The 25,785-nt window shown below is 61.8% G+C and carries 29 protein-coding genes and 1 pseudogene; 25 read left to right on the top strand and 5 right to left on the bottom strand.

Features of this window, described 5'->3' with window-relative positions:
- Nucleotides 1–64: 64 nt before the first annotated feature.
- Nucleotides 65–961, top strand: a complete 897-nt coding sequence (locus tag PSEK12I1_RS0112610; protein WP_027601738.1) for a LysR family transcriptional regulator — start codon at nt 65–67, stop codon at nt 959–961.
- A gap of 17 nt (nt 962–978) precedes the next feature.
- Here the strand turns inward: PSEK12I1_RS0112610 and PSEK12I1_RS0112605 are convergent, their stop codons facing one another.
- Genes PSEK12I1_RS0112605 through PSEK12I1_RS23735 form a run of 3 tightly spaced genes read right to left on the bottom strand, consistent with a single transcriptional unit; the run spans nt 979 to nt 4,139 of the window.
- Nucleotides 979–1,902 carry an SMP-30/gluconolactonase/LRE family protein gene (locus PSEK12I1_RS0112605; RefSeq protein ID WP_027601737.1) on the bottom strand — a complete coding sequence of 308 codons (924 nt, stop codon included), beginning with the start codon at nt 1,900–1,902 and terminating at the stop codon, nt 979–981.
- Between the two features lie 20 nt (nt 1,903–1,922).
- A complete protein-coding gene (locus PSEK12I1_RS0112600) occupies nt 1,923–3,263 on the bottom strand; it encodes a gluconate:H+ symporter (RefSeq protein WP_027601736.1) in 1,341 nt (446 codons plus the stop codon).
- A 54-nt stretch (nt 3,264–3,317) separates the two neighbouring features.
- Nucleotides 3,318–4,139: a cytochrome b561 domain-containing protein gene (locus PSEK12I1_RS23735; protein WP_197027412.1), complete on the bottom strand. Its 822-nt coding sequence runs from the start codon at nt 4,137–4,139 to the stop codon at nt 3,318–3,320.
- Nucleotides 4,140–4,691: 552 nt separating this feature from the next.
- On the opposite strand from PSEK12I1_RS23735, the gene PSEK12I1_RS24590 reads away from it, so the two are divergent.
- Entirely contained in the window at nt 4,692–4,829 is a 138-nt protein-coding gene (locus PSEK12I1_RS24590) for a hypothetical protein (protein ID WP_155951368.1), read from the top strand.
- A gap of 45 nt (nt 4,830–4,874) precedes the next feature.
- A pseudogene (locus tag PSEK12I1_RS23730) lies at nt 4,875–5,858 on the top strand (3'-5' exonuclease); the annotation flags it as partial.
- Between the two features lie 32 nt (nt 5,859–5,890).
- Here the strand turns inward: PSEK12I1_RS23730 and PSEK12I1_RS0112585 are convergent.
- A complete protein-coding gene (locus PSEK12I1_RS0112585) occupies nt 5,891–6,847 on the bottom strand; it encodes an EamA family transporter (protein ID WP_331280031.1) in 957 nt (318 codons plus the stop codon).
- Between the two features lie 210 nt (nt 6,848–7,057).
- Between PSEK12I1_RS0112585 and PSEK12I1_RS0112580 the strand changes: the two genes are divergently transcribed.
- The 20 genes from PSEK12I1_RS0112580 (at nt 7,058) to PSEK12I1_RS0112480 (ending at nt 24,463) form a co-directional block, all read left to right on the top strand.
- On the top strand, nt 7,058–7,408 hold the full coding sequence (locus tag PSEK12I1_RS0112580) for a DUF4177 domain-containing protein (protein ID WP_231500996.1): 351 nt from the start codon (nt 7,058–7,060) through the stop codon (nt 7,406–7,408).
- A gap of 172 nt (nt 7,409–7,580) precedes the next feature.
- Nucleotides 7,581–7,877: an RAQPRD family integrative conjugative element protein gene (locus tag PSEK12I1_RS0112575; RefSeq protein WP_231501023.1), complete on the top strand. Its 297-nt coding sequence runs from the start codon at nt 7,581–7,583 to the stop codon at nt 7,875–7,877.
- Nucleotides 7,874–8,113 carry a TIGR03758 family integrating conjugative element protein gene (locus PSEK12I1_RS0112570; protein ID WP_027601732.1) on the top strand — a complete coding sequence of 80 codons (240 nt, stop codon included), beginning with the start codon at nt 7,874–7,876 and terminating at the stop codon, nt 8,111–8,113. The genes PSEK12I1_RS0112575 and PSEK12I1_RS0112570 overlap by 4 nt, the downstream gene beginning before the upstream one ends.
- Before the next feature lie 18 nt (nt 8,114–8,131).
- On the top strand, nt 8,132–8,497 hold the full coding sequence (locus tag PSEK12I1_RS0112565) for a TIGR03745 family integrating conjugative element membrane protein (RefSeq protein WP_051399103.1): 366 nt from the start codon (nt 8,132–8,134) through the stop codon (nt 8,495–8,497).
- An 18-nt stretch (nt 8,498–8,515) separates the two neighbouring features.
- A complete protein-coding gene (locus PSEK12I1_RS0112560; protein WP_027601730.1) occupies nt 8,516–8,896 on the top strand; it encodes a TIGR03750 family conjugal transfer protein in 381 nt (126 codons plus the stop codon).
- Nucleotides 8,893–9,549 (top strand): PFL_4703 family integrating conjugative element protein, encoded by a 657-nt coding sequence (locus PSEK12I1_RS0112555; protein WP_027601729.1) that lies wholly within the window; start codon nt 8,893–8,895, stop codon nt 9,547–9,549. The genes PSEK12I1_RS0112560 and PSEK12I1_RS0112555 overlap by 4 nt, the downstream gene beginning before the upstream one ends.
- On the top strand, nt 9,546–10,451 hold the full coding sequence (locus PSEK12I1_RS0112550) for a TIGR03749 family integrating conjugative element protein (RefSeq protein ID WP_037006962.1): 906 nt from the start codon (nt 9,546–9,548) through the stop codon (nt 10,449–10,451). The genes PSEK12I1_RS0112555 and PSEK12I1_RS0112550 overlap by 4 nt, the downstream gene beginning before the upstream one ends.
- Entirely contained in the window at nt 10,435–11,955 is a 1,521-nt protein-coding gene (locus PSEK12I1_RS0112545; RefSeq protein WP_027601727.1) for a TIGR03752 family integrating conjugative element protein, read from the top strand. The genes PSEK12I1_RS0112550 and PSEK12I1_RS0112545 overlap by 17 nt, the downstream gene beginning before the upstream one ends.
- Nucleotides 11,933–12,379 (top strand): TIGR03751 family conjugal transfer lipoprotein, encoded by a 447-nt coding sequence (locus tag PSEK12I1_RS0112540; RefSeq protein ID WP_027601726.1) that lies wholly within the window; start codon nt 11,933–11,935, stop codon nt 12,377–12,379. The genes PSEK12I1_RS0112545 and PSEK12I1_RS0112540 overlap by 23 nt, the downstream gene beginning before the upstream one ends.
- A complete protein-coding gene (locus PSEK12I1_RS23725) occupies nt 12,379–15,414 on the top strand; it encodes a conjugative transfer ATPase (protein WP_051399102.1) in 3,036 nt (1,011 codons plus the stop codon). The genes PSEK12I1_RS0112540 and PSEK12I1_RS23725 overlap by 1 nt, the downstream gene beginning before the upstream one ends.
- Entirely contained in the window at nt 15,411–15,722 is a 312-nt protein-coding gene (locus PSEK12I1_RS0112530) for a hypothetical protein (RefSeq protein ID WP_027601725.1), read from the top strand. The genes PSEK12I1_RS23725 and PSEK12I1_RS0112530 overlap by 4 nt, the downstream gene beginning before the upstream one ends.
- A gap of 32 nt (nt 15,723–15,754) precedes the next feature.
- Nucleotides 15,755–16,408 carry a thioredoxin domain-containing protein gene (locus tag PSEK12I1_RS23720; RefSeq protein ID WP_051399101.1) on the top strand — a complete coding sequence of 218 codons (654 nt, stop codon included), beginning with the start codon at nt 15,755–15,757 and terminating at the stop codon, nt 16,406–16,408.
- The gene (locus PSEK12I1_RS0112520) at nt 16,389–16,568 is read left to right on the top strand and encodes a hypothetical protein (protein WP_027601724.1); all 180 of its coding nucleotides are present in this window, start codon (nt 16,389–16,391) and stop codon (nt 16,566–16,568) included. Before PSEK12I1_RS23720 ends, PSEK12I1_RS0112520 begins: the two co-directional genes overlap by 20 nt.
- A 1,194-nt stretch (nt 16,569–17,762) precedes the next feature.
- The gene (locus tag PSEK12I1_RS0112510; RefSeq protein ID WP_027601722.1) at nt 17,763–18,869 is read left to right on the top strand and encodes a hypothetical protein; all 1,107 of its coding nucleotides are present in this window, start codon (nt 17,763–17,765) and stop codon (nt 18,867–18,869) included.
- Nucleotides 18,870–18,952: 83 nt separating this feature from the next.
- Entirely contained in the window at nt 18,953–19,306 is a 354-nt protein-coding gene (locus PSEK12I1_RS0112505; RefSeq protein ID WP_027601721.1) for a hypothetical protein, read from the top strand.
- A gap of 431 nt (nt 19,307–19,737) precedes the next feature.
- A complete protein-coding gene (locus PSEK12I1_RS0112500; protein WP_051399100.1) occupies nt 19,738–20,175 on the top strand; it encodes a TIGR03757 family integrating conjugative element protein in 438 nt (145 codons plus the stop codon).
- 23 nt (nt 20,176–20,198) lie between these two features.
- The gene (locus tag PSEK12I1_RS0112495; RefSeq protein ID WP_027601719.1) at nt 20,199–21,134 is read left to right on the top strand and encodes a TIGR03756 family integrating conjugative element protein; all 936 of its coding nucleotides are present in this window, start codon (nt 20,199–20,201) and stop codon (nt 21,132–21,134) included.
- A 17-nt stretch (nt 21,135–21,151) separates the two neighbouring features.
- Nucleotides 21,152–22,525: an integrating conjugative element protein gene (locus tag PSEK12I1_RS0112490; protein ID WP_027601718.1), complete on the top strand. Its 1,374-nt coding sequence runs from the start codon at nt 21,152–21,154 to the stop codon at nt 22,523–22,525.
- Between the two features lie 2 nt (nt 22,526–22,527).
- Complete coding sequence (locus PSEK12I1_RS0112485) at nt 22,528–22,908, top strand: hypothetical protein (RefSeq protein ID WP_155951366.1); 381 nt, start codon at nt 22,528–22,530, stop codon at nt 22,906–22,908.
- 22 nt (nt 22,909–22,930) lie between these two features.
- Nucleotides 22,931–24,463: a conjugal transfer protein TraG N-terminal domain-containing protein gene (locus PSEK12I1_RS0112480; RefSeq protein WP_027601716.1), complete on the top strand. Its 1,533-nt coding sequence runs from the start codon at nt 22,931–22,933 to the stop codon at nt 24,461–24,463.
- A 26-nt stretch (nt 24,464–24,489) separates the two neighbouring features.
- Here PSEK12I1_RS0112480 and PSEK12I1_RS0112475 read toward each other — a convergent pair whose 3' ends face one another.
- Entirely contained in the window at nt 24,490–24,852 is a 363-nt protein-coding gene (locus PSEK12I1_RS0112475; protein ID WP_037006957.1) for a DUF3742 family protein, read from the bottom strand.
- A 122-nt stretch (nt 24,853–24,974) separates the two neighbouring features.
- Here PSEK12I1_RS0112475 and PSEK12I1_RS0112470 point away from each other — a divergent pair, with 122 nt between their 5' ends.
- Together PSEK12I1_RS0112470 and PSEK12I1_RS0112465 are read left to right on the top strand one after the other, a co-directional pair.
- Nucleotides 24,975–25,256: a type II toxin-antitoxin system ParD family antitoxin gene (locus tag PSEK12I1_RS0112470; RefSeq protein WP_027601714.1), complete on the top strand. Its 282-nt coding sequence runs from the start codon at nt 24,975–24,977 to the stop codon at nt 25,254–25,256.
- A 4-nt stretch (nt 25,257–25,260) separates the two neighbouring features.
- Nucleotides 25,261–25,614, top strand: a complete 354-nt coding sequence (locus PSEK12I1_RS0112465; RefSeq protein WP_027601713.1) for a type II toxin-antitoxin system RelE/ParE family toxin — start codon at nt 25,261–25,263, stop codon at nt 25,612–25,614.
- Nucleotides 25,615–25,785 lie beyond the last annotated feature (171 nt).

Below are 25,785 nucleotides of genomic sequence, written 5' to 3'. Positions count from 1 at the left end.
CTAGGCAGGTCGCCGAACGCCAGCGCATACTCGGCTGATAATCGCGATAATAAGAAGTGTGCCGATGATTGATCTGCGTCAGATGCGCCAATTTGTGGCCGTGGCCGAGACACTCAACTTCCGACGTGCAGCGGAGCGTCTCAATATGGCCCAGCCTCCACTAAGTACGGCGATCCGCCGCCTCGAAGAGGAACTTGGCGTACTTTTGCTGGAGCGCGACAATCGCTCCACTCGCCTCACCGCGGCCGGTAGCCTGTTTCTGCTAGAAGTCCGACGAACCCTCGCCCAAGCCGAGCGCGCCTGCAGTGCGGCGCGCCAGGCGGCAGCGGGTCTGACTGGGTCGTTGAGAATTGGCTGCGTCGATAGCCAGGTCGGTGGCCTGCTGCCGCGCCTGTTGCGCCACTACCGGGCGCAACATCCTCACGTAGCCATAGAGCTGTTGGAGGCGACGCCACCAGAACAACTCGAGCTGCTGCGCCAGGATCGGCTCGACGCCGGAGTGCTGGTATTGCCCGTCGCCGATACCGGCGACATCCAGTTCGATCCGTTGTTCGAGGATCGTTTGGTGGTGGCGCTGCCCTTGGGGCATCACCTGGCCGAGCACCCGACACTCGGCCTCGCCGATTGCGCCTTGGAACCCTGGATCCTGTTCGCCCCTCATGATGGCCCGGGCATGTACGCCCGCATCCTGCTCGGCTGTGCCGAGGCCGGCTTCGTGCCTAGGGTGGCTCAGCATTCGAGGCAGATGCAGACCACCGCCGGCCTGGTCGCCGCGGGGCTCGGCATCGCCCTGATGCCACGCCAGTACGCCCGGCGGCAGACTGCGGAATTGGCTTGGCGTGAACTCGAAGGCGCTGGAACACCACTGCCCTATGCCTTGGCGTTGGCCTATCGCGAGCCTTCGCCCTGCGTGCAGGCCTTGCGTGAGCAAGCCCAGTCGCTGCTGGCGCCCGCGGAATAGGCGACGCTCCTGGATATTCATCCTAGCGTATGAGCCGGCTGATCGAAGGCAACGCGATAGAGCGAGGTGGTCGCCAGGATATAGAGCGCTTGCTCGTGCTCGTCGAAGGTCAGATTGCCGACCATCTCGGGGACGTTAATGAGCGCCAGCCGGGTACCATCGGGATGATAGACCTGCACGCCACAGGCACTGCTGGTATAAAGCCAGCCATTGCGCGAGACACGGAAGCCATCTGGCAGGCCAGGCCCCACCTCGGCGAAGATTCGCGGATTAACCAGCGAGCGACCAGCGATAACGTCGAACGCAACGATGTGATGGCGCCCGTCGGCGCGGCGCGCGGCCGAGGTATCGGAGACATAGAGGATGCTTTCGTCCGGCGAGAAAGCAAGGCCATTGGGGTCCTCGACGAAGTCGCTGACCACGTCCAGTTGGCCGTCCGCGGGATCATAGCGAAAGACGTACTGGTGACGTTGCTCTTGGGGCGCCAGGTGGCCCTCGCGATCTGAGAGGATTCCGTAGGGCGGATCACTGAACCAGATTGTCCCGTCGCGCTTGACCACCAGGTCATTGGGGGAATTGAGACGACGCTCCTGGTAGCGGTCAACCAATACCTCCTCTGTGTCGGCCAAACAGCCGTCCCGACATGGCGTTTTCAAGATCGCCCGGTGGCCGTGGGAACAATGCAGGACCGCCCCGTCCGCTGCTAGTGCATGGCCATTGGCAAAACCAACCGACTGCCGCCACACGCTCAGGCCATCCACTGCACTCCAGCGCAGCATGCGATCGTTGGGAATGTCGCTCCAGAGCAGCGCCTGCTCGGCGGGCAACCAGACCGGCCCCTCACTCCACAGAGCGCCACTGGCCAGGTGTTCCAGCGGGCGGCATGCGTGCTGCAGCGCGGCACCTCGGGCATCGAACAAGGTAACGGTGGATTCCGACATCGCGAAAGCTCCTTGATCTGTCAAACGAACGGCCAGATGCACGCGATACAGCCCAGGGCAAACAGGCTGGCCAGGGTGGTGAGCAGGGTCCAACTGCGCAGGCCGTCGGCGACGCTCAAACCGAGCAGGCGCGTGACGATCCAGAAGCCAGCATCGTTGACGTGGGATAGACCGATGCCACCAGCGCCCATAGCCAGCCCAACCAGCGCGGTCTGGTTGGGGTTCAGGCCCAGTGTCTGGATCATCGGCAGGATAATACCGGCGGTGGTCATCAGGGCTACGGTGGTGGGGCCCTGGGCGGCTCTGATCATCAGCGTGATGAGGTAGGCAAGCAGCAGGATCGGCAGTCCGGTGGCCTGCATGGCAGTAGCCAGCGCCGCACCGATGCCGGTCTGTACCATGATGCTGGCGAAGGCGCCGCCCGCGCCGGTGATGAGGATGATCATCGCAATGCCAGGGATAGCCGCCGCGAGCTGTGCGGATACGTCACGGAGCGGCATGCCCCGTGCCAACCCCAAGAGTCCCATGGCGAGAAAGACGTCCGCGAGCAAAGCCACATAAGGCACCCCCAGGACCTCCAGGGTGGCCCGCATCGCGGGCGGCAGTGGCAGGCTGGGGGCTAGCACACCCAGCAGGATCAGCACGATGGGGCAGACGATCACCAACACTACCCGTCCCGCCGCGGGCCGCTCTTCTACCAGGCCGGCCACCGGAGCCTGGGGTTCACTGGCGAAAGCACTGGCCCGGTAGGAGCGTTCGAACAACCGCCGCCCCGTGATCAGTAGAAGTACGCAGGTCATGGCAGCGATCGGCAAACCGAAGGCGAGTACCCTGCCCACTTCCACGCCGAAGGCTGTGGCAACGGCGACCGCGCCCGGGTGAGGCGGCAAGAGGGCGTGAACCACCAGCAGGACGCCGCACATGGGCAGGCCGAGCCGATACAGCGGCCATTGCCGTTCCGTGGCCAGTCCCGCGGCCAGAGGGATGAGCATGATGACGCCCACCTCGAAGAACACTGGCACACCGACCGCGAAGGCCGCCAGGGCCAGCGCCAGCAACACCCGATGACTACCCAGGCGGGTGACTAGCAGTCGCGACAGCGCCGTGGCACCTCCGGAGATTTCAATCATCCGACCGACCATGGCACCGAGAGCGATGATCACAGAGACATGCCCCAGTGTTTTACCCAGCCCGCCCTCCACGGCTTGCGCCAACTGCGCTGGTGCGACGCCGGATACCAGCGCGGTAGCGGTGGCCACACTGATCAAGGCGATGAAAGGTGGCAACTTCAAGGGAATGATCAATATCAACAGCGACAGGATCGATAACAAACCGATCAACAGCAGATTAGTCGTGGCCATGGCATGCTCTTTTTATTGTGAGAAAAATGGCGATAACAGCAAGTTAAAGCGTTGCTAGCCGCGCACGAAGCGTGCACACGATTGAATTTCCGGCCGCATAGATGTCTCTCGTTCAGGGTGGCGAAATACGCCCCACCCTATGGGCCTCAGATGGTTACCGGGGTGACAGTCAGCCGGCCCCCAGATAGCTTGGTATGTATCCAAGCAACCACGCCGCCGCTGTAGAGCGATCATTAGAATGACCAAGGTCGTCCACCATAGAATCAACACTAGGAACATCCAGCGCGGTGCATCGGCCACTACCAACCCAGCCAGAACGACGGGCACGGACAGCACCAAGGCCAACCACCCCAGCGTCTTGTGGACGTATTCGAAAACCAAGCGGCGAGGAGTCATGAGGTAGTGATCTCCCGGGATGCCCGGTCCACCTTTGGTGCCTCTCAAGCGTCCGCCGACGACTTGGATGACTACACCGGCGACCAGGCCCCACCCCCCCAGCGCATGCCAGCGCGCCAGGCTCGACGCGCCCTGCGCGGCGACCAAAATAAGGCCGAGCGCCAGAAGCATGAGCAGGCTACCTAGGCTTTGCAGAAGCAAGTGCAGACGCCACCAGAGCCTGTTATCCAGCTCATCAGGCCAGCGCTGTCGTGGTGTGACCTTGACGTATCGAGCGATCAGGATGCCTGCAGGAAATAACAGCCCCCAGGTCAGTACCATCAAGCGCCCATGCCAGGCGGCCAATGGCGTCAGGTGATGTTCGGCGGCACCCGATAGCGGCCGCCACAGCCAGTTAGAAGGCCCCAGCGCCAAACCTAGCCCAAGCGCAACCAGGCTGCACAGACCCGCGGCATACAGATACAGAGCAGTTCGGGACATCATCGTGTACCTCGATAGCCGCCGAGCACAGGCCCAATCATCTGGACATGCAGGCAGCCATCACGGGAAAATTCCCGCGTCATCAGTTATTTTTGTTGTTTGACCGAGAAATAGTAATCCGCGGCCTATTTAAGACAGGCGAACATGCCTTTCGCTACTGAGCATCAGCTAAAGCCACCGACTTGCCCAATACTTTAAAACAGCTCGATATATATAAAAAAAATATCAGTCCGCTCTAATTCACGTCATGAGTGAGGGAGCGATATATCCCAGTGCGCAAACAGGAAGAACGAAAAGACAAACGGTAGCGGCCGTAAGAAGCGAGGCAAAGAGATGCCGATCCAGACGATCTACTACTAAAAAAGAATGCGCTGATTGCGAGTGGCGCTGGCACCTAGCCGTGCTCCTGCTCATAGCCACGCTGATTGTAATACTGGCTGGCCTAGTGCTCACCTGCATGGGCTCCGGCGCCGCTTTGCCGCAATTCCAGCAACTACCTTGACCTTTCTCAGCCACCGGACTCTGGCCACCGACAGCGGACTGATTAGCTCCGTGAGCAGCATCGTCTCCTCCACCGTGCCGTTGTTCATCGGCTGGACGCGCGACACCATCCAGAGCAGCACCTTGACGCTGCAGGTACTTGCCCTGCTCATCACTCTCGGCGCTCTGCTGGTACTGCGCATCACCTAGGTAGTGGGGCTGGCCATCAGCGTCTGGAAGCGCATGATCGACCTGCAGGACGCCGGCGTGCAGATCACCCACGACGGCTACCTCAAGCTCTACCAGATGAGCCGCCCGGACCTGTCCAACCGCTTCGGCGCCATCCTGCTCGATGAGGGCCAGGACGTGAACCCGGTAATCGCCGACCTGGTGCAGCGGCAGCGCACCATCCAGGTGATGGTGGGCGATCGCCACCAGCAGCTCTACCGCTTTCGCGGTGCCCAAGATGCCCTTAGCGCGGCCTGGATGGCCGATGCCGAGAAGCACTACCTGACCCAGTCGTTCCGCTTCGGCCCCGCCGTGGCCCATGTGGCCAACGTCATCCTGTCGTTCAAGGGTGAGACGGTGAAGCTGCAGGGCCTCGGCCAGCGCACCCTGGTGAAGCGCTCGCTGCCTGAGGACCTCGCGCACCGGACCTGGCTGCATCGCACAGTCAGCGGCGTGATCGAGAACGCCCTGCGCCTGGAGAAACAGGGTGGTCACCGCATGTTCTGGATTGGCGGGATCGACAGCTATTCGCTGCGCGAGCTCGAGGATCTGTTCCAGTTCAGCCGAGGCCGCAATGATCTGGTGCAGCAGAAGAAGCTCTTGCGCGACTACCGGGACTTCGAGCAATACGAGGAGATCGCCAAGGCTACCCAGGATCCGGAGATGCAGCGCTCGGTGCGGATCATCGAGGCCTACTTCGACCTGCCCAAGCGGATCGAGCAGCTACGGCGCTGCGCGGTGGCCAGCGAGCTGGATGCCACGGTCACCCTGACGACCGCGCACAAGGCCAAGGGCCTGGAGTGGGACTTCGTGGGGCTGTACGACGATTTCAGTGCGGATCCGCTTGCACCCGAGATCGATCGGGCCAGCCGCGACGATGAGCTGAACCTGCTGTACGTGTCGGTGACCCGGGCCATGCAGATCCTGGCGATAAACTTGCTGGTGATCGACATCATGCAGCGGTACAAGGATCTGCATGGCAGTATAGCCACTCACGATAGGTCGGCTTAGTGCTCGATACCGATACGCAAGGCCTAAGTTCATCAGCGAAGTTTACGCACACCGATAGGGTCGCGGGCCAACACAAGCCATACTGCCAATCCGACAACCAAAGCGCCCACAATAGCTTTCGGTGAAAAGGTCTCGCCCAACACTGAATATCCCCAAAGCACACCGAAAGGCGGAATTAAAAAAGTGACGCTTAGCGTTTGCAAAGGACCGATATCGTTTAGCAGGCTAAAGTACAGAATGTAGGCCAGGGCAGTACACAGCAGGCCTAGTGTGATTACGCATAGCCAAGCTTCTAACGGTGGCCAGGCCAGAGGAGGGGAAACGACAATAGAGCTGAGGCAGAAAGGCAGGAGAAATACCGTAGCTCCCAGCTGGCTACCTAACGCTATCACCCTTGAGTCCAGATTTACGCAGTCTGTGATCCAACGCTTCGTCAAGAAACTCGCTATTGCATAGCACGCCGTCGCAAGAAGACATGTTAGAACGCCTATCGCTACTTTACTGTCAGCTGCCAGAGCGCCATGCGGAATAATGAGCGCAACGCCTATGATACCGGCCCCTACGCCTAGCCACTTCCGCCAGCTCAGCGTCTCGCCAAAAAAAGCAAAGCCAATTATTGCGCCCATCAGCGGTGTAGTAGCGTTTAGCGTTGCCGAATAGCCAGTCGGCAAGTATTGAGCCGCGATGCAATACAAGCCGAATGGCAGCCCAGAGTTAATTACGCCTATGAATGCTACGGCTTTCAGCTGGCCAGCGAATCGATAAGGAATCCTAAGGATCAGCAACAAAGCGAGCAGCCCCACCGCCCCGAATAACACTCTAAGAAAAGCGGTGTTAAATGCGCCAAAGAAAGGCACGGCGATCCGCATAAAAAGGAAGCTCGCGCCCCAAATTGCCGCCAGAAAAAATAGTCTCATGCCAGCTGCCATACGCATTTGCAGTTCCTCGCCACAAAGCCTTTTGATGAGCAGCAGTGTCTTGAATTGCATTAGGTAGTACTGGCCGTTTTCGGCCGCTAATGGAAAAATGTAGATACCAAATGCTCGGTAGCGGTCTTTTTACCAGCGACCCAGCAGGATGCTTCGAAGCTGATAACCAGTCCTTCCACGCCGGTAGCAAAGAATTGGTCCACCTATGATCGCAACCTAAAAGGACGTAGGTACGGTTTCACCTGGTGAGCTTCACGTGGCGAGCTGAGGATGGCCGACCCCATCGAACTGGAGCCGTCCATGTCCCCTGCCCGCTTCGAATACCACACCGAATTCTCCCCCCTCACCTACCGCGTCCAAGAGCGCGGCTGGCTGATGTTCAAGCACGAACAGCAGACTGGCACCCCTGACGTCGCTGCTTTCCTAGCCGATCCAGAACGGAAGGCTCGCCTGCAGGCCCTGGGCGCGAACGGCTGGGAATTGGTCAGCGTGCAGCCAGTGCTGGAAGGCCGCGCCCAGATTGGTCAGCAGACCGCCCAGGGCAACCAGGGGTGGGGCGTGGGCTACGCGGTGGCCACCGGCTTTCTGCTGTTTTTCAAACGCCTCATCGTCCCTGCGTAAAGTCAGTAACCAAGCGGGTTTGCAACCTATTTGGGTGCAGTAATGGTTTCCCGCTGACCTCCTTGGTGGCCCTCGGCATCCTGTGCGGCATCAACCCGCTGCCCAGGGCCCCGCTGTGAAACTGTCCTCTTCCCCACGCAAGCCTTTCGTTCACTTCGGACTCGTCAGTGGCCTGGTCGTCGCACTCGGACTTATGGCGGGTCCCGCACTCGCCGCTGGCACCGCCAGCGAGCAGGCCAACGTCGACGTGATGATCCGCCAGCTCAACGCCGTCGAGGCGGTCGCCCGACGCAGCGCCGAGCTGCCACGCGACGGCAGCTCCCGCTATCACTTGGACTACAACCGTCTCGCCGCCGACATCGCCCGGATCCGCCAGGGCCTGCAGGACTATCTGGCCCCAAGCCGTGCCCAGCCCCGCGATGCGGCCGAACTCTCCGGCCAGTATCAGCACGAAGGCGCCCAGCCATGAGCATGACCGCCGCTCAGACCGCTGCCTTTCAGGCGGCCAGCGGCCTTACGCCGGCGGCCAGCAACACCTTCTGGCTTTCGGTAGCCATGGCCATCACCACCCTCTGGTTCGCCTGGCTGTGCACCAGCCTCTACAAGGGCTGGGCGAACCAGAACCTCAAAGCAGCCGCCGCCAAGGGCGCCCTCATTCGTGGGCTGCTCCTGTACTGCGTCCTGAGCTTTCTCATTTTGCATTAACCCCTCGAGGAGAAATCCATGCTGTCCCTCAAACACCTGTTCACCCTCGGCGCCCGCGCCAGGACGCAAGCCGCCCTGGCAAGCGCCGCATTCCTGCCGACAATCAGCCTGGCAGCTCTGCCCCAGGCGCAGGCCCCTTCGCGCGGCGAAGGCGCTACCTGGCTGGAAACGCTCAAGAACTATGGCTACGACGGATTCATGCTCATTGGCCTGGCGCTCTGCGCACTGGGCCTGGTCGTGGTCGCAGCTCATGGCATCGGGGTCTACCACGAGATCCATACCGGCAAGAAAACGTGGAAAGACCTCGGCTCGACGGTAATCGTCGGCGTGATCCTTATTGGCCTGGTGATCTTCATCGTCACCAAAGCCACCAGCATCATGTAAGGCAGGACGGGCGCCCAGATGGATATCACCCAGGACCTGAATGAGGACGGCACCCTTCGGTTTCTACCGAATCGCCTCAACACCCAACCCGTCGTCGTGGGCGGCCTGACCACCGATGAAATGTTCGCCACTGTCGCCATCTGCGCGTCCTCCGGCTTTTTGATTGGCATTCCACTCGCGTTCTTCACCACGCCAGCTATGCCGATCTTTTCTGCACTGGCCTGCGGCTCGCTGGGCCTTGCGCTCGCTGGACGGATCCTGCGCCGCTGGAAGCGCGGCCGCCCGGAAACCTGGCTCTGGCGCCAAGCCGAGTGGCGCCTCGCGCATTGGGGACTGGCGGGTCGCCGCCTGGTCATCCGTAGCGGTGCCTGGACCTGCAAGCGGATGGTGGGGCTATGAGCCGCGCGTGGAAGCTGTCAGATTCGCAGCGCGCTCACATCACCACCCTGCGCCTTGCCCTGTGCCTAGTCAGCGGCATCGCGATCTGGAATGGCTACGGCTGGTACAGCGCGCCCAAGGACCTGACTGTGCACGTGCCACCGGACCTACGCTCGGGGAGCACACGTCCCTGGTGGGAGATCCCTCCCGAGTCGGTCTATTCCTACGCCTTCTACATCTTCCAGCAGATGAACAGCTGGCCAGCTGACGGCGAGAAAAACTACAGCGACAACATCACTCGCCTGACCCCTTTCATCACCCCTTCGTGCAAGACCTATCTGGAGGGGGACGAAGCGCTCAAACGCAACAGCGGCGAGCTGCGCAAGCGCGTGCGCAACGTCGCGGAGATCCCAGGATCAGGCTACGGCGACGACCCCACCCGCCGCGTCCAGGTGCTCGGCAATAGCGAGTGGACGGTCATGCTCGATGTCGTTGCCAACGAGTACCTAGGTGGCGAGAAGGTCAAGACGGCGCTCACGCGCTACCCGCTCCATATCGTCAGATCCGACGTCGATCCCGAGAAGAACCCCTGGGGCATGAAGTGGGACTGCTACAGCGGTCAGCCGCAGCGGATCGAGGCCGGCGTCGAAGTCAAAGTTCGAGGTACACCATGAGATACCGCCCCTCCCTCGCCCTGGTGCTGGGCGGCCTGCTGCTGAGCAGCCTTGCCCAGGCCATCGAGATCCGCAAGTGGGAGCGTGTTCCCCTGGCCATCCCGCTCGTGGTGGGCCAGGAGCGAATCCTATTCGTTGATGCCAACGTTCGGGTCGGCGTCCCTCCCGCCATCGCTGACAAACTCAGGGTGCAAAGCACCGGCGGAGCGATCTATCTCCGGGCCAAAGACCCGATCGAGCCCAGCCGGCTGCAGCTGCAGAATGCGGCCACCGGCGAGATCATGCTGGTCGACATCGCCGCAACGCCGGCCCAGGAAGGCCAGGCTGCGCTTGAGCCGATCAAGATCGTGCCAGGTGACACGACCCCGGCCCGCTATGGTCAGGCGGTAGCGGCCGCTCCCAAGTCGTCGGCCAAGGCAAGCCGGCAAACCGATGAGGATGAGGACGAGCCAGCCCCTCCCAAGCGGGAGACGCCGATTCCTGTCGTGCTCACCCGCTACGCCGCCCAAATGCTCTATGCGCCGCTGCGCACCGTGGAGCCGGTCGACGGCGTCGCCCAGGTCAGGATCGACAAGCGCCTGGACCTGTCGACGCTGCTGCCGGCGCTACCGGTTGAGGCCAGTCAGCTGGGCGCCTGGCGCCTGGACGATCACTGGGTAACTGCCGTGAAGCTGCGCAACCAGACCGGCCAGCGCCTGGCCCTGGATCCGCGTGAGCTCATGGGCGACTTCGCCACCGCGACCTTCCAGCATCCCTACCTCGGCGCCCGGGGCGATGCCAGCGACACCACCGTGCTCTACCTGGTCACCCGGAATCATGGCCTTGGTCAGTCACTGCTGCCCAGCCTGGGCGCTGCAGATCCTCGCGTCACCACGGAGGCCCGCCATGCAGCTCAGAAGTAATCCACTCCTCAAGTATGCACTGCTGGGGGTTCTGGTCCTGGTGGTCTATGTCGGCGTGACCCTACTGGGTAAGAGCAAGCCTCAAACGCCCGAACAGCCACAGTCCGCCCAGCTCACGCCTGAGCAGGCCAAGGCGCTGGGGATCGAGGGCGACACGGCAAACGACACCTTGCGCACCATCGTCGTCGAGAGCCGGCAGCTCAAAGAGCAGATGAGCAAGGCCCTAAGGGACAACGAGGAGGCCAAGCGGGAGAACGACGCTCTCAAGGCTCAGCTGAACAATATCAACGCCACGGTCGATAGTCGCGTCCAGGCGGGCATCAACCAGAGCCTGGAGAACCAACAGAAGCAGACACAGGGTCTGTTCGATGGTCTGCAGAAGCAGCTCAACACCCTGTCGCAGATGGGCAACCAGACGGGCAGTGGCACTGGCTCCAGCGCCGACATGCCCATCGGGCTCGGCATCGCTCCTGGGGAAGGCAATCAGTTCAAGAAGGGCAGCGGCAGTTCGGACCTGGTCTGGATCGAGCCGCAGGACGCGACGGCCATTGACGCCAACGGCAAGCCGATTAGCGCCGGCAACAGCCAGGCCGCCAGCGGCTTCGCCTTTCCGACCGCCTTCGGCGCCGCTGGCCAGAAGACCCTGGATGCTGCCTCAGGTGGTGCGCAGCGCGCAGCCGATGGCATGGGCGGGGATGAGCAGTCCCGCAAGAAGGTCCGCAAGGTCTACACCCTGCCGCAGAACTCGACGCTGATGGGTTCGGTGTCCATGACCGCCCTGGTGGGCCGCGTGCCGGTGGACGGCACGGTCAACGACCCCTACCCCTTCAAGGTCCTGATCGGCCCCGACAATCTGACCGCCAACGGCATCGACCTGCCCGACGTCGCCGGCGCCGTGGTAAGCGGGACGGCCTCGGGCGACTGGACGCTGTCCTGCGTGCGCGGCCAGATCCGCAGCATGACCTTCGTCTTCACCGACGGCACCGTGCGCACCCTGCCCGCGCCGCAGGAAAACGCTGGTCAGCAGAACAACGGCCAGAACAATCAGAACGCCTCCACCAATGGCCAGCCTGCCGCGGTTCAGGGTGGCATGGGCTGGATCAGCGATCCCTACGGCATCCCGTGCATCGCCGGCGAGCGCCGCAGCAACGCCGCCCAGTACATCGGCTCTCAGGCCCTCATCACCGCCGCCGGCGCCGGCGCCGCCTCGCTGATCAAGAACGACGGCACGACCTCAAGCTACGTCCAGACCCCGAACGGCACCATCGGCACGAGCGGCATGTCCGGCAACAAAGCCATGGGCAAGATCATCGGCCAAGGCGTCAACGACATCTCGACCTGGGTGAACAAGCTCTACGGCCAGGCCTTCGCCGCTGTGTACGTGCAGCCCGGGGCGAAGGTGGCTATCCACCTCGACCAGGAGCTGGCCATCGACTACGAACTCAAGGGCCGCAAGGTCGACTATCGGACAGGAGCTCGCCATGCCTCGGCTGCCCTCGATTAATCGCACACGACTTCAGATAGCGGCTGTACTGGCCCTGGCCCTGCTGGCCAGCGGCTGCGCGGTCGACAAGGAGAAGATGCTCCCCCATGGCGACCAGACCATGATGGACGTCTGGAACGCCGGTACTACCGGCACGGCCGGCAGCAGCCAGGGTCGCCAACTGGTCGATGCCCGGGCGGAGCTGCGCCGTCCGGTGGACACGAGCCAGGCTCGGCCGCTGGCTGACAACGCCGACTATTCGCGCACCGCGCAGAACGAGATCTACAGCCAGTTCAAGCGCCTGCCCAATCCGGACCTGGTCATGTACGTCTTCCCGCACCTGGCCGGCTCCGACCCGGCCCCCATCCCCGGCTACACCACCGTGTTCCCGCTCTACCAGCGTGTGCAGTACGCCATGCCCGGTGAGCGGGTGGAGAACTACTGATGGGCATCTTCGAACGCCTACGCGGCAAGAAAACCACCGACACCTCGACGGCGGAGCCAGATCCTGTACCAAGCCAGTCAGAGCTTACTGAGCCGGTTGAGGAAGCGGATCTATCAGCCAGAGCTGAGCCGGCTCTGCATCCCGAATCCATCCGTGCCACCCGCGCCCTCGAGGTCGACGAGGAAGCCGCCTACCAGCGCTACCTGGATCGGCTGAAAGCGCACGGTATCCCGGAGCCAGGTGCCTGGATGACCGGCAAGGAGAAACCGGCAACTGTGGCAGATGTGGCCAGGCTCTACGACGTCAACCCTAGCTTCACCAACCTGCTGCCTTGGGTCGAATACCTGCCCGAGCACCAGGCCATGCTGCTGGAGGACGGCAAGTCGCTGGCCGCCTTTTTCGACCTGGTGCCGATCGGCACCGAGGGCCGCGAAGCCAATTGGCTTCGCCAGGCCCGCGACGCCCTGGAGAACGCCCTGCAGGACGCCTTCGATGAGCTGGAGCAGAGTCCCTGGGTCATCCAGTTCTATGCCTTCGACGAAATCCAGTTCGATGGCTATCTCACCGGGCTGGCCAACTACATCCAGCCGCGGGCTCGCGGCTCCGAATTCACTCAGCTTTATCAGAGCCTGATGAAGCACCACCTGCATGCCATCGCCAAGCCTGGCGGTCTGTTCAAAGACACGGCCGTATCCCACCTGCCCTGGCGTGGTCAGCATCGGCGGGTGCGGATGGTCGTTTCCCGCCGCAGCATCGGCGACGGTCTGGTCAGGGGGCAGGCACCTGCCGCCTACCTTGCGAACATCTGCAGCCGGCTGACCGGCGCCCTGCGCAACGCCGGCGTGACGGCTCACCGGATGGACGAGCGCGCCATTCGCCACTGGCTCCTGCAGTGGTTCAATCCGTGCCCGGATCATCTGGGCACCTCGACCAAGGACCAGCAGCGATTCTTCGAGGTGGTCAACAGCGCCGTCGACCAGGACGAGCTGCTGGCCGAAGGCACCATTCCCTTCCTGGCCAGCGGGACCGATTTCTCCCAGTGCCTGATGTACCGCGAGCCTCGCTCGGATGCCCAGAAGGGCCTGTGGTTTTTCGATGGCCAGCCCCATCGTGTCGTGATGCTGGATCGGCTGCGTAAAGCGCCGATGACCGGCCACATGACTGGCGAGCGCACCTTTGGCGAAGCCTTGCACGCCCTCTTCGATAAAATACCCGAGGACACGGTGCTGGCTATCACGCTGGTGGCCACGCCCCAAGACACGCTGGAAGCCCACCTCAACAACCTGCACAAGAAGGCCGTCGGCGACAACCAGGCCTCTGCCCTCACCCGTGAGGCCATCAAGGACGCCCGCCAGCTGATCGGGCGTAAGCACAAGCTCTACCAAGGCAGCGTGGCCTTCTATGTTCGGGGCAAAGACGAGCAGGAGCTGGAGCAGCGCTGCAACGACCTCACCAGCATCCTGATCGGCGCCGATATCGAGCCTGTGCGGCCGGAGGATGAGGTGGCTGCACTCAACAGCTACCTGCGCTGGCTGCCCGGCAACTTCGATCCCAACCAGCCGCGGGCGCTGCAGTGGTACACCCAGCTCATGCTGGTTCAGCATGTCGCCAACCTGGTGCCCATCTGGGGCCGCTCAACCGGAACGGGACATCCGGGCATCACTCAATTTAACCGCGGTGGCAGTCCGCTGACCTTCGATCCGCTCAGCAAGCTCGATCGGCAGATGAATGCGCATGGCTTCGTCTTCGGTCCTACCGGTGCTGGCAAATCGGCGACGCTCAACAACCTCTTGATTCAGTGGCTGGCCATCTACCGGCCGCGCATCTTCGTGGCCGAAGCCGGTAACAGCTTCGGGCTGCTGGCGGACTTTGCCCAACGCCTCGGCTTGACTGTCCACAAGGTCCGCCTGGTTCCCGGCGCTGGCGTCAGCCTAGCGCCGTTCGCCGACGCCATCCGCCTGGCCGAGGATCCGGCTCACGTCGCCGTGCTCGATGCCGAGGACCTCGACGCCTCAGACAAGGCCAGCAGCCCGAAGCCCGACCTGGAGGACGATCAACGCGACGTGCTCGGCGAGATGGAGATCGTGGCTCGCCTGATGATCACCGGCGGCGAAGAGAAGGAAGACGCACGCATGACACGCGCCGACCGTGCGGCCATCCGGCACGCCATCATCAATGCCGCCAAGGCCTGCTCCAAGGCAGAAAGGACAGTGCTCACCCAAGATGTGCGCGACGCACTGAGCGAGGCCGCGCACGACGAGAATATCCCTGAGAAAAGACGCGAGCGCCTGCAGGAGATGGCCGAAGCCATGGAGATGTTCTGCATGGGCGCTGATGGCGAGATGTTCAACCGCCCCGGCACGCCCTGGCCGGAGGCTGACCTGACCGTGGTGGACTTTGCCACCTATGCACGCGAGGGCTACCAGGCGCAGCTCGGCATCGCCTACATCTCACTGCTGAACTCGATCAACAACATCGCCGAGCGTGACCAGTACAAGGGCCGGCCGCTGATCAAGCTGACCGACGAAGGCCACATCATCACCAAGCACCCGCTGCTGCTGCCCTATGCGATGAAAATCACCAAGATGTGGCGGAAGCTCGGCGCCTGGTTCTGGCTGGCGACCCAGAACATTGATGACATCCCGGTTTCCGGCGCGCCGATGCTCAACATGATCGAGTGGTGGATCTGCCTAAACATGCCGCCGGATGAAGTCGAGAAGATCTCCAAATTCCGCAATCTGAGTACCGCGCAGAAGGAGCTGATGCTGTCGGCGCGCAAGCAGAGCGGCGCCTATACCGAAGGCGTGGTGCTCTCCAAGTCGATGGAGACACTCTTCCGCGCGGTGCCGCCCAGTCTCTATCTGGCGCTGGCTATGACGGAGCCTGAGGAGAAGGCGGAGCGCGCCCAGCTGATGGAAGAGCTCGGCACCGACGAGCTGGGCGCCGCGCTCGCCGTCGCCGCCCGTTTGGACCGGCTACGGGGGATCGAACCCTACCCCTTCAAGCTGCCACCGGCTCGAGGAGCCCGGCGATGAGAGTGATGGACCAATTCACCCAGGACCTCATCGACAGCCTGACCGGCTTGCTTCGGCAGCCGCATCTGCCGGAGACGCTCACCGCCCTGCAGATCTGCGCGCCGGTCTTGATCAGCAACCTGCAGGCAGTGAAATCACGCGCGGTGGATCGCCGTGAGATCGAGGCCCAGCTCGACACGGCGCTCAAGGACTGGCTGGCCAAGCATCCGCAGCCGGATGACGCACAACAGGCGCTGCTGGAGGTGCTGCATCGCGACGTGTTGAGCCGGCAACTCGATCAGCCTTCTGCCCATGAGGCTTTGGCATGATTAGGGGAGCTATATCTCGGCAACCAGCGGCAATGGCTCTCATACTGCTCGCCGTTTTGCTCTATGTCCTATGGCACCTCTTTGGATGGCTCGCAACAGTAGAGCCACGAGTCACTCCTGAGCCACCGACGTTCATCTATGGGGCTGCCAAAGCCCGCTTCACGCTGATCGAGTACGGCGACCTGGAATGCCTTTACTGCAAGGAAGCCTTCCCGCAGGTCAAGCAGCTGATCGATCGGCACGAAGCGCTGAACTGGCAGTGGCATCACCTGCCGCTGCCCATGCACGGCGAAGCAGCGCAGCAGGAGGCACGCCTAGTTACGTGTGCGGGATGGCTGGGCGGTAATCCGGTGTTCTGGCAGGCGGTTAAAGCGGTCTACCAGCACAGCCGTGGCAACGGTGCCGGCCTGGCAGTCCCGATCGAACAACTCGGCCTGCAACCCGCCGTATCGCTGCAGCACCTGCAGGCGTGCATCCAGGAAAATACGACCGTGCGGCGAGTAGTGGCTAAGCAGACCGCAACCGCAGGGCAGAAGCGGATCGATGCCACCCCGACCTTCGAGCTCCGGGACAATCGGTCCGGTCGTACGATCCGGCTTCCATCGTTGCTGGACGACTCCGGCATGCTATCGGCCATGGACTGGCTGGCGAGTCAGGGAGGTGCGGATGCGCAGCAGCGCCAATGACATCCTCCCCTGGCTTGCCAGCCTTTCCGATCAGACCCTACGGCGGCTCAACAGCCGCCTCACCCATCTGCTGCGGATGATCGATGCCGAGATGCAACGCCGCGATGCCCCGCACCAACGTTCTCCACTGCCAGGCAACTGCGATGAGCAATCCCGCTGATGACTCCCTCCCCCGTGTGACCGGTGAATTGCCGAAGCCCATGATCGTGTTTGAAAGCGGCAGCGCACTTCCGCCGATCAAGCTGGCACGAGTCACCCAGGTATACCAGTCACCAGTGGCTGTTCCGAGTGGGCGCCTATGAACATCAAAAGTCATACGGCAGTGAACGCGAAGCCATGGAATCGGCCGAGCGATTGCTCTTCACCCTTTTTCGTGACATCGCGGATGAACAGATACTGGCTGCCCTTAGCCGAGGTGATACTGCCCTCGCGGTGCGGTATGCCGAACGCCGAGGCTATTGGCAGGGACGTCGAGAAGAGAAACATCTGCACCAGGTAGCCGTAGGCAGTGCCTTGGCAGCGCTGAGACATCTCACATGAAGCAGACGCCGGCTTTTAAAATCGTTGTGGAATTCTGAAATTACCGAAATAGCGAATGACAGCAATCGACCCATAGCGGACGTTGGGCAGTCAGTCTGGCCGAGTCAGAGCGGTCGGCTTGCCGGCGTCGAGGTAACTGGCCGCTAGTTCCAGAGTGCCTCTTCCTCCACGACGTAGGCACGCCTGAAGTGATAGTCATGGTATGTCGGTGACTATCACTTCTACCGCTGGGAGGGCCCTGACCTCACCAGCTGTACCTCCGGTTGGGCCGCCATCAGGGATATAGAACAGCAGCCAATCTCCTTGGGTTTCCAGGATCAAGCCCAGTCGAAAGCCACCACCTTCGCTGACCATTCCGACTCCTGCACCTTCGATATTTCCAAGGCCGGCAAGCACCTGGTTTACCGCCTCGCGTTTGAAGGATTCGGGAAACGTCGTCTGGTCTGGGTCATGAACACTTCTTGCGGTGGATATTCTCCACATTAAGTCAGTGTCCACTCAGCCCGGGGCGGACCACCCTGAAAGCTTCATGGTCAGTACGCTGCGCCTTCAACGGATTCGAAAGGATTGACTTTGCAGAGCCACTCACGGCTAGATAGCGGCTGGAATCGCCTAAACGGCATTCCTTGGACACGAGGCGTGGGCATCTCCTGTCTGTGAACCACCTACGTACAAAGTGCGTTACTGACGGCCATTAGCTTGCCAATGGCTGTCCCGTTCATCCGCGGATTGGTCCGTGGGTGCGCTAGGAAAACAAGCCCACAACGAAAGTTTTCTTAGTCCACCTCACATGGCACAAAAACCGAGGATCACCATGAGCGCACAGACGCGTTTCAAACTGCTCGTATCCCACCTTACGAAGCTGCTCAACGAACACCCCACCATCAGCAAGCTGGAGAACTTCTCTCCGCGCCACGCTGAAACTCTTGCAGCAGCCGGCTTCGGCTATCGCAACCAATTCGACTACCTCAAAGCCGTCAAAAACCGCGTAGAACACTGCGTTGGGTACTACATCCCCGACAGCAAGATGATCGCGCAACGGATGGTTAACGGCCTCCAGTACCCCGAGCAACTGCTGCCGGTGCTGGTCAGACTGTTTGAGAGCGCCGGCACCTACGGTGCTGCAGTCAAATGCCGCATGGGATATGACGATGACCTCTCCGGTCCCCGGAAACTCATAAACGGTACCAAGGACTACGCCAACCGCGAGAGGTTGAAGCGCGAGTTCATCGATGATCTGGATGACGATGAACACCGCCCCCTGCGCCGGTGGTTCTGGAAATTCATTCGTGACGACAACCCAGAAGACCACTTCACCTACGAGCTCAATGTCCCGCGCGACTTCCCAAGCAGCTACCACCTGGGCCGCACCACCAGCTTTCCGCTGACCGTCAGCTACGACCTTGATCTGGGCGCCGATCAAGAAGCCTCGTTTTTCAAATACAACCGCCAGCTCGCCTTCAGTGGAACCGTACGGATAGTGCCCAGTGGCCGTAGAGGCTGGCGTTACCCCACGTTCAAGCTGAACGAAACGCCCACATACGATCAACGCACCGACGCTGAACGGGATAAGGTACCGTACGTGCAGCCTGGCGAAGACCTCGACGATGACGAATTCGAAGCGGGTAGGGCCGCAGGGCGCATGTGCGCCGAAATCCCCGTAGAGAAAAACGGTTCGCTCGCGTGGATGGCTGGCTACGTCCTGAACTGGAAGGACGGCCTGGCCTGGGGCCACATGTCCACGGGGCAGTCGTACAAGGCCTTCCATTTGGCGCTTGATACTGCTGAGTCACTCGACCTCCTAGAACTGGAGCCTCTGAGAGTTGCGGCGGAAGGCTGTCGCCACCTGGCGTCGACCCGATGCTCCAGGCAACTGGAAGACGCCATCGCGGATGAAATCGCAGAGCGCCAGGCGCTCTGATTCGAGCCATTCCCAACGCTGACCCTGAGTGCGCGAGCTAGAGAGCAGCCGCGCGCTTCTACTCCCTATTCAGGAGATCCGACATGAAAGAGTTCACCCCCAGCACCCAGGTTGAGCACACTGAACAGAACATCGGCATGCCCAATGGGGTCATGCATTACACCGACGCCACCGCAGACGCCATGCGCATCCATCTGCGCCTTGTTCTCAGCACTGGTGGAGATGTCGCAAAGAGCATCGACGCCGCAACAGTCATCACGAAACTTGCAGCCCGAGCACTGGTGAAAGAGGACCTGGGCAACCTAAGCGGCTCGGAATTTACCCATCACCTGGCGAGCCTGCCGAAGGTCCCCGAACTGCACCATGCAAAGCCCGCCGCGGTGACTGGTACTTGCGCTGATGCAATCGAGTCCTTGTTCGAGGAAATCAACACCTGATCCAACGGTTGGGTGGGGGGCCAAAGCCTCCGCCCAACCCATCCAGGTAGTCACCAAGCCCCCGACACTAAACCGACCCAGTCCCCCGAAACGCGGTGAATCGCGCGCCTAGCTTCCTAGACGCCAGACGATCCCTAATGGCCGGTTCAAGCCATCCACAAAGGGCAGCAATTGGCCGCTAGCTGCCCTACGGCAACGGCTGCTTTGGGTCGATAGCAGCCCCACGAGCTTTGCCGAGGCCATTAAAGCCATCCCACGACAGTCCACGCGAAATCCCGCAGACAGTCGCAATTACTTCGGAAACATGCAGCAGGCTCCTTCCGTCCGGATGTGGGTATCTCAACCTCCAGCGACGTAGATATGGTTTCCCACTGACCCAGCCCTCCTGATCGCGTTTCCTGTACCAGCCACTTCTCTGCCTGGTACCGCGCATGTCCATTTCCCCCCCTACCCTCTCAGCAGGCTTGAAAGCCCCCCTGCTGGGCTTTGTCCTGGCCACCGCCTGCGTCCTCTTCGCCAAAGCGGACGTACTGGCCATCTCCGACGCCGCTCATCCGCTCGTCAACAGCGCCGGCGCACGGGTTGTGCTCTTGGATGCCCCGGAGCGCTTTGAGCAGCAGCTTTCCGAAGGCCTGCCGGCGGATCCGCGACAGGCCGTAGCCATCATGCAGCAGCGGATGCGTTCGGCCTCCGCCCAGCAGCTGGGACGTGACCTCGCCAAGGCGCACCAGGACGTAGCCGATGCCTGGAGCCTGGGCGTGGCCAAGCTGCCAGCAGTCGTGGTGGATCGTCGGTATGTGGTCTATGGCCAGCCTGATGTGGCGGCCGCCGTGGCCAGCATCGAGCGCTACCGGAGCAGCGGACGATGAGCCGCCCCTCTTCACGCGGATCTGTGCAACGTCTACGGCGCCTTGCCCTGGCGATCCCGCTGGCTACCAGCCTGCAGGCCACCGCGGCGGTCACCACCGCAACCATCGTGTCGTCCTCGCTCTCGCCCGACTGCCTCGAATACAAGGTGGTCGGCATCTGCTACTGGCTGTTCTGCACCCCATACGGATGCAAGGTGAAGACCTCGGCCAAGGTACGCCACTTCGTGCCCGATGCCGTGGTGTCCAGCTATGCCAATACCGGCGAGAACCCATGGACGGAGATGGCCTCTTTCAGCCCCGTCAGCAGTGTCGCCGCCGGCGGCAATGACCCGGGCGACAGCGCGACCCAGGCCAACACCACCATCAGCGCGCGCTTCAAGAACACGGATGTCATCGGCCACCCGGGCGGCTACGCGTTCAGCCAGTTCGCCAGCGGCTCTGGCTATGTCTGCAAGGGCGCCGGTACCGCCTACATGCCGTATCTGCTGAGCAACTACGACTACCTGGCTTGGCGGTACGGCATCCCCGAGGTCGTCTATCCGGGGGCCCTTATCCCGGGCAAGCGCGAAGTGGGCGGCACCTTGTCCGGCGACCTGTGGGGCAACGTCTATCCGCGCAGTGGATTCCTGCATCAGCCCGATGACTACAAGGCCGCGGCGGTAATGGCGCAGCGCGCCGGCGATGTGGTCACGCGCTCCGGCCAGGTCCACGTCTACCAGTCGCTGCTGGCCCAGGCCGAGGACGGCTACTGGCCTGCAGGCGAGCTGCTTGAGGGCGATGCCACCACAGGCAAGTGGCAGGAGCTCACGCCCACGCTGAGCCAGAGCTGCGCAGCCTTCCCCAACCCGGGCCCACACGTCCAGGACGCCGTGGGCGCCTATGCCTGGGCGCTGTGGCGCCCCTACAGCTGCTGCAAGCGTGAAGGCCAGGTCTTCCTGGGCAGCACCGACTTTCAATGATCAGGAAGCCGTCGATCATGAACACTACTCGCCTTACCCTGCTGGCCAGCACCTGCCTGGCTGGCCTTCTCCTCGGCAACGCTGTCCAGGCAGCCGAACCCTACCGTGTGCAGTCCCAGGGCAGCGTCATCGGTGACGACGTGCTCTACAGCATCGGCGGCGGCAATGCCGTGTCGATGGGCAGCGTCGGCAACATGGACAGCATCCAGATTGGGGGTGGCTGGAACACCAACCTGATCTGCGGAAACATGAGCCTCACCAACACCCTGCAGAACCAGCTCAACGGGGCCACTCAGGGCTTCCAGACCATCATGAGTTCGGTGATACAGAACGCCACCGCCGCGGTAGGCTCCCTTCCAGGCCTGATCCTGCAGCGCGCCAACCCGGGGCTGTACAACCTCATCACCAACGGCATTGGCCAGGCACGCCTGGACTTTGATCGCTCGAAGGGCACCTGCCGCGCGATCGGCGACAAGATGCTCGATGTCGCCGGCGGCCAGGTCGGCTGGAACAAGCTCGCCGAGGGTGAAGCGATGAAATCGGCCGCTGCCGGCACCACTGATGCGGTGGCCGCAATCAACCAGGTCGAGCAGAAGAGCGGGAATGAGGGCGTCACCTGGGTCGGCGGGAGCAAAGCCGGGGGCAGCGGCCAGCAGCCTATCAAGGTGGTCGGCGACGTCACCAAGGCCGGCTACAACATGCTCAGTGGCCGCTCACCCACCGCTACCGGCTCGATCCCGGCCAGCAGCTGCAACGGTGGCCTCGTTTGCAGCACCTGGTCGTCGCCGCAGGAGGCCGCGACCTTCGCCACCCGCGTCTTGGGCGAGCAACAGCAGCAGACCTGCGACAACTGCCAGAAGAACGTGACCCAGGCCGGGGTCGGGCTCACCCCGCTGATTCAGGAAACCTACGACACCAAGCTCAAGGCGGTGAATGCGCTGATCGCCGGCACCCAGCCGATGACAGCTGAGAACCTGGCCGCGGCCGGTAGCAACTCCATCCCGATTACCCGCGGCATCATCGAATCGCTGCGCACCGAGCAGGACCAGGACGTACTGGCCAAGCGGCTTGTGTCCGAGGTGTCCCTGGCAGATGTCATCGAGAAGGCGCTGTCGCTGGTTCGTACCTTGGCCGCTGGCCGTCAGGAGCCCAACGTCGCCGCCAACCAGGTCGCCCAGACGCAGGTCGACCAGAACGCCGCCAACCTGCAGGCCGAGATCCAGAACCTCAAGACCGAGCTGGACATGCGCCGGGAGCTGGCCGGCAATTCGCCCACCACCATCCTGCAGCGCGCTGCGCTGCGCAAGGATGCTTCCAAGACCATCTTCCAGGGCGACCCCATGCCGAACCGGCTGGATCGCGTCGAAAACCCCGTCAAGAAGGGCGAGTGATCATGAGCAATGTTTCTTCGGATAGTCGTTCGCAGATCAACCGTGAGCGGAAGCAGAGCCCGGTATTACGACTCGCCAAGGGCGGCTTGAAGCGCTCCGCATGGGTGGCGGTGATCTTGCTCACCACGGTGCTGCTGGCGCTGGCCAGCAGTCTGCTGATCCAACAGCTGTTTGGCGACGTTGCGGGTTACCGGCAGTGGGCAGAGGCCCACCGTAGCGGTCTGCAGGTCTGGAGATTGATCGTGTATGCAGCCTTGGCAGCCGGCTGGTGGCCCGTTCGCCAGCGGTTGCGAACGCTGCCAGAGGGTGCCGGGCGCCTGGCCCGTTGTGAGTGGTTGGCGATAGCCGTCATTGCGCTCTACGAACTGCAACTCCACCTGTAGCGCCACGCAGAGAAAGACACCCATGGTTCTCTACACCAACGACTACCTCGAGTATTACCTGACCCTGGTGGGCTGGCTGATCAATAGCGCTATCTGGGATTTGATAGGAAGCACCGGCCTATTCGCTGCGCCCTTTGCTGCCATCGTCATTCAGGAGTGGTTGCGCGCCCGCGGCGAAGGCCAAGACGAGGGCAACAAGGGGGCGCTGAGCCTGGCGCGGATCGAAAACCGATTCTATGTCGCCATCTTCGTCATCATGCTCGGGCTCATGCCCTTGCCGAACTCGGTGCTGAGTTTCTCCACCCTTGAGTACGATAAGACACGCTCCAAGCAGTGTCAGGTCGACGTGCTGAAGCCATCCGAGACGGGGTGGGGCACCAGCTTCAGCACCCTCAATGGCAAGAGCGCCCGGATTCCCATCTGGTGGGCAGTGGTACATGCCCTTTCGAAGGGCTTTACTGCAGGTGCGGTCGCCGGCATTCCATGCGGACTGGATCTGCAACAGCTACGCATGGAGGTGAACGCCACCAGGATCGGCAATCCGCTGCTGGCCCAGGAGGTCGCGGACTTCACAAATGACTGCTACGCCCAGGCCCGAGCCAAGCTGTTCATGACGCAGCCGAACCTGTCCGCCTCGCAGTTCGAAGATGTCAGCTGGATTGGCTCGAAATTCTTTCTGAGCACCAGCGGCTACTACAGCGATGGTGCTTCAGGGTTTCGCTCACACACACCGCGCAAGGCCTGGCCCTATGACAAAACGCGTGATGCGGGACTGGCCGAGACCACCGGGGGCGGCGGCTACCCAACGTGCTCGCAGTGGTGGTCTGACGGCACAATCGGATTGCGTGCACGGCTGTTGGCGGCGGTGGAGCCCAGCCTGATCACTCAGCTCGCCCAGTGGGCGAAACTGATGAACCAGCAAGAGGTAGAAGACCAGGTGATCCGCGACCTGGTATCGCCCCGCAAGCAGGTACTGACCCAAGGGCAGGTCTATGGAGACTACGGTGGCCAGGTAGGCGGCAGCATCGGCAGCAGCATTTCGCGCGTCGCAGCCACTGCAGGTCAGGCAGTGGGATCGCTAGCGATGTACCCGGCCATCGACAGTGTTCGTCAGGCTGCGCCGATGGTCCTGGCCTTCCTGAAGATGGCCTTCATCATCTGCATCCCCATCGTGCTGGTGCTGGGCACCTATGATTTGAAGGTTGCCATGACGCTGACCTTCGCCCAGTTCGCACTGATCTTTGTCGACTTCTGGCTGCAGCTGGCCCGCTGGGTCGACAGCACGATTCTCGACGCACTGTACGGAAACATCATGGGTGCCTCACCCCATCTGAACTTCAACATCATGATGGGCATGAACAACGCCCAGGGCGACCTGCTGCTGGACTTCGTGATGGGCACGATGTTCTTGGTGCTGCCGGCGTTTTGGATCACAGCGATGAGCTGGACTGGCGCGAAGATAGGATCTTTGGCGGATGGGTTGGTTACAGGTACTAAGCCTGCTCATGAGGCAGGCGCTAAAGGTGTAAACACTCTCACCAAAAGCATTTTGTAACTATCACAGCAAGTACCTCTACGACATTAGAGGTACTTGCTATCGTCCTCGAACCAGCCCTTCGTTTGCCCGAAAACATTCCGCTCTACGCCGTAGGCAGGCTCATCATCATGGCGAACTTTGTCGTATCTCCCGCTCGATTGAGCGAACAGCCACAAAGCTAGGCAGATGAGGATGAGGGGGACGAACAAATACAAGGAGTAGACGGCTGCAGCAGCCAGGACGAAGGCACGCACCGTCCATTTCAACACCTTGATGATGCCGGCCGGAACACCCACCGCAGCCAAACCGGTCCAAATGGCGCCTTCAGCCCGTACGAGCAAACGGCTCGTATCCAGCTTTCCAAGGTGAGTCCAGTCTTCGGTAGATCCCGGTTTGCGAGTGGTCATGGCTACTGCCTCATTCCATGGAGCGCGATGGCTCTATGGTGGCACTTATACGTCGCAATTGATGACGCCGCAAGTGCCATGGCATAAGATGCCAATCACCTTCACCTCCACCTGGAGTTGCCATGCCGACCCGAAATATCGTCATCCCAGACCCCCTCTCTTACGAGATCGATCGCTTGGTCGCGAGCGGCCGCTACCAAAACGCTAGCGAGGTGGTACGCAATGGGCTCCGCCTACTGATTCAGCAAGAGGCTATGGTCTCGGCCAAGGTCGAGGCCTTGCGCAACGCCACGGGCTCAGCCCTCGAGCAGCTGGAGCAGGGAAGATTCGACGAGGTGAACGGGGGGGACCTGGAGCAGTACCTGGAAGGCTTGTCGGTTGAAGACAGCCGCATAGGCCACTGAACCGATGAAGTACCGTATCTCCGTCGAGGCCCGACAGGACCTGGCCGACATCCTGGTGTATTCCGCTCAGCAATTCGGCTCAGCGGCCCGGAAGCGCTACCAGAGCTTGCTAGTAGGCAGCTTCAATCTGATTGCAACCGATCCCTATGGGCCTGTGAGTCGCGCCCGCGATGAGCTGCACGAGGGCCTGCGCAGCCTCCACCTGGCCCATGCCCAAAGGGGTATCCCGTCCGAGCAGCGCGTCGGCCAGCCTCGTCATGTGGTGTTCTACCGGATCGCGGCTGACGACGTCATCGAGATAGTGCGGCTGCTGCACGACCTAATGGAGCCCAAGGAACATCTGGCCAGCCCCCGGTAACCGAAAGGGCCAAATGGGCCGGAGCAAAGGGGGGGAATGGAAGGGGGCTCTAAGGGTAAAAGCCCTACCAGAAAGGGCTCCGCCGCTGGCTGCGAAGAGCAAAGGGTACCCAGGCTTCCGGCCATAGTAGCCATATGCCGCCCCAACCTTCCGAGTAGTGATAGCGGTTTA

Source organism: Pseudomonas sp. MOIL14HWK12:I1, assembly GCF_000510705.1.
Taxonomy (GTDB): domain Bacteria; phylum Pseudomonadota; class Gammaproteobacteria; order Pseudomonadales; family Pseudomonadaceae; genus Chryseomonas; species Chryseomonas oryzihabitans.
This window is presented reverse-complemented; position numbering and strand designations above follow the sequence as displayed.